Here is a 3,781-nt window from a genome sequence, read left to right on the forward strand (position 1 = left end):
CGCCAGGGCGGCCGGGTCGGCCCAGGCCCGGTTGCGGGCGCCGCGCTCCGGCCAGCCGTCGACGGCCACGCGGACCAGCCCCGAGTCGGCGACCGCCGCGGCGACCTCGGCGGCCCGCAGCCGGTGGTGGTCCGCGAGGTCCGCCTCGGTCGCGACGCCGAGCGCGGCGCCCGCCTGGCCGACCAGCCGGCGGAGGCAGGCGGCGTCGTCGAGGTCGTCGTGGCGGAGTTCCGCGGGGACCGCGCGCTCCGCGAGATCGTAGACGCGCTTCCACCCCTGGCGGCGGGTGCAGACCACCTCGCCGGTGTCCAGCATCCACTCCACCGCGATCTTCGTCTGCGACCAGTCCCACCACGGGCCGCCGCGCTTGGCGCCGCCGAGTGCCGAGGCGGTGAGCGGCCCCTCGGCCGTCAGCCGTTCGCGCACCGCCGCCACGCTGCGCTCCCGGTCGTCGAGGCGGTGCCAGCGGTGGCCCCGGGCCCGCAGGGCGCGGCGCCGGAACGCGAACAGCGGCCACTCCTCCATCGGCAGGACGCACGCGGCGTGCGACCAGTACTCGAAGGCGGTGTCGCCCGACCAGTAGGCCGACTCGACCGCCTCCCGGCCGACGGCGCCGAGCCGGGCGTAGGGGACCAGCTCGTGCGAGCGCGCCAGCACCGAGATGGTGTCCAGCTGGACCGCCCCCAGCCGACGCAGCACGCCCCGCACGCCCGCCCGCCGGTCGGGGGCCCCGAGCAGGCCCTGCGCACGCAGCGCGATCCGCCGTGCCTCGTCCGTGGTCAGCTGCAGGGGTGCGGTGGTCATAGGGTGGATCGTAGGGCGCAGCACTGACACCCCGCTGTGCCCTCGCATACGATGGCCGGTGCGGCGCGGGGCCCCGCGCTGTCGGGAAGCCGCGCCCAAGCATCCGACCGGCAAGGAGACAAGCCCTCGTGTCCGTCTTCAACAAGCTCATGCGAGCAGGCGAAGGAAAGATCCTCCGCAAGCTGCACCGCATCGCCAATCAGGTCAACTCCATTGAAGAGGACTTCCTGAACCTGACGGATGCGGAACTGCGGGCACTCACGGACGAGTACCGGGAACGTCTCGCCGAGGGAGAGACGCTCAACGACCTGATGCCCGAGGCGTTCGCGACCGTCCGTGAGGCGGCCAAGCGGGTCCTGGGCCAGCGCCACTACGACGTGCAGATCATGGGCGGCGCGGCGATGCACCTCGGCCACGTGGCCGAGATGAAGACCGGTGAGGGCAAGACCCTGGTCTCGACGCTGCCGGTCTACCTCAACGCCCTCGCGGGCAAGGGCGTCCACCAGATCACCGTCAACGACTACCTCGCGCAGCGTGACTCCGAGTGGATGGGCCGGGTGCACAAGTTCCTCGGCCTCTCCGTGGGCTGCATCACCGGCGGCATGCCGCCGGCCAAGCGCCGCGAGCAGTACGCCTGCGACGTCACGCACGGCACCAACAACGAGTTCGGCTTCGACTACCTGCGCGACAACATGGCGTGGTCCAAGGACGAACTGGTCCAGCGCGGCCACTTCTTCGCGGTGGTCGACGAGGCGGACTCGATCCTCATCGACGAGGCCCGGACGCCGCTGATCATCTCCGGCCCGGCCGACCAGGCGACCAAGTGGTACGCCGACTTCTCGAAGCTGGTCAAGCGCCTGGAGAAGGGCGAGCCCGCGGTGCCGTCGCGCCAGGTCGCGGAGACCGGCGACTACGACGTGGACGAGAAGAAGCGCACGGTCGCCATCCACGACGCCGGTGTCGCCAAGGTCGAGGACTGGCTCGGCATCGACAACCTCTACGAGTCGGTCAACACCCCCCTCGTCGGCTACCTCAACAACGCCATCAAGGCGAAGGAGCTGTACAAGGCCGACAAGGACTACGTCGTCGTGGACGGCGAGGTCGTGATCGTCGACGAGCACACCGGCCGCATCCTGGCGGGGCGCCGCTACAACGAGGGCATGCACCAGGCGATCGAGGCGAAGGAGGGTGTGAAGATCAAGGACGAGAACCAGACCCTCGCCAAGATCACCCTCCAGAACTACTTCCGCCTCTACGACACGCTGTCCGGCATGACCGGTACGGCGATGACGGAGGCCGCGGAGCTGCACCAGATCTACAAGCTCGGCGTGGTGCCGATCCCCACCCACCGGGGCCAGGCCCGTGTCGACCAGGCGGACCTCATCTACCGGACCGAGGTCGCCAAGTTCGCGGCGGTCGTCGAGGACGTGGTGGAGAAGCACGCCACGGGGCAGCCGGTGCTGGTGGGCACCACCTCCGTGGAGAAGTCCGAGTACCTCTCGCAGCAGCTCAACAAGCGCGGGGTCCGCCACGAGGTGCTCAACGCCAAGAACCACGAGCGGGAGGCGTCGATCGTCTCCAAGGCCGGGCGGCGCGGCGCGGTCACGGTGGCCACCAACATGGCCGGCCGCGGTACCGACATCAAGCTCGGGGGCAACCCCGACGACATCGCCGAGACCGAGCTGCGCGGCAAGGGCCTGGACCCGGTGGAGCACCTGGAGGAGTGGGCGGCGGCGCTGCCCGAGGCGCTGGAGCGCGCCGAGCGCTCCGTCGCCACCGAGAACGACGCGGTCAAGGAGCTCGGCGGGCTCTACGTCCTGGGTACCGAGCGCCACGAGTCGCGGCGGATCGACAACCAGCTGCGTGGTCGTTCCGGCCGGCAGGGCGACCCGGGGGAGTCCCGCTTCTACCTCTCGCTCGGCGACGACCTGATGCGGCTGTTCAAGGCGGCCATGGTCGAGCGTGTGATGTCGATGGCGAACGTGCCGGACGACGTCCCGATCGAGAACAAGATGGTGACCCGCGCGATCGCCTCGGCGCAGGGCCAGGTCGAGCAGCAGAACTTCGAGATCCGCAAGAACGTCCTCAAGTACGACGAGGTCCTGAACCGCCAGCGCGAGGTGATCTACACCGAGCGCCGCCGGGTGCTGGAGGGCGAGGACCTGCACGAGCAGGTGCGGTTCTTCATGGACGACACCATCGACGCCTACGTGCAGGCGGAGACGGTCGAGGGGTTCGCGGAGGAGTGGGACCTCGACCGGCTGTGGGGCGCGTTCAAGCAGCTGTACCCCATCGCGGTCACGGTGGACGAGCTGGACGACGCGGTCGGCGACCGCGAGGGGCTGACGGCGGAGTTCATCGCCGAGTCGGTCAAGAAGGACGTCTACGACCAGTACGACGCCCGGGAGAAGGAGCTGGGCTCGGAGGTCATGCGCGAGCTGGAGCGGCGCGTCGTCCTCTCCGTGCTGGACCGCAAGTGGCGTGAGCACCTCTACGAGATGGACTACCTCCAGGAGGGCATCGGGCTGCGCGCCATGGCGCAGCGCGACCCGGTGGTGGAGTTCCAGCGCGAGGGCTTCGACATGTTCACCGCCATGATGGAGGCGATCAAGGAGGAGTCGGTCGGCTACCTGTTCAACCTGGAGGTCCAGGTCGAGCGGAAGGTCGAGGAGGTGCCGGTCGCCGAGGGTGCGCCGGCCCCGCGGGCGGCGGAGGCCCCGGCGATCAAGGCCAAGGGCCTGGAGGCGCCGCAGCGCACCGACCGGCTGCACTTCTCCGCGCCGTCGGTCGACGGCGAGGGCGGTGTGGTCGAGGGCGACTTCGACGCCGCCGGCGGCAGCACGACCGAGGGCACCGGCCGGGCCGAGCGCCGCAAGGCGCAGAAGGGCGGCCGTCGCCGCAAGAAGTGACACCCCGCCCGCCGTCCGGCGGGTGCAGGCGCGGCGCGGGGCCGCGTCCCGAGGGATCGGGACGCGGC

2 protein-coding genes are annotated in these 3,781 nt (G+C 70.7%); one reads left to right on the plus strand and one right to left on the minus strand.

The features are described from left to right. Positions 1 to 804 (minus strand): DNA glycosylase AlkZ-like family protein (locus tag HCN56_RS24245; protein WP_167974593.1); only part of this gene is annotated, 804 nt, incomplete at its 3' end. A gap of 128 nt (positions 805 to 932) precedes the next feature. On the opposite strand from HCN56_RS24245, the gene secA reads away from it, so the two are divergent. Further along, positions 933 to 3,713, plus strand: a complete 2,781-nt coding sequence (gene secA, locus HCN56_RS24250; protein WP_167974595.1) for a preprotein translocase subunit SecA — start codon at positions 933 to 935, stop codon at positions 3,711 to 3,713. The last annotated feature ends 68 nt before the right edge of the window (positions 3,714 to 3,781 follow it).

The organism is Streptomyces lonarensis (assembly GCF_012033735.1).
Taxonomy (GTDB): domain Bacteria; phylum Actinomycetota; class Actinomycetes; order Streptomycetales; family Streptomycetaceae; genus Streptomyces; species Streptomyces lonarensis.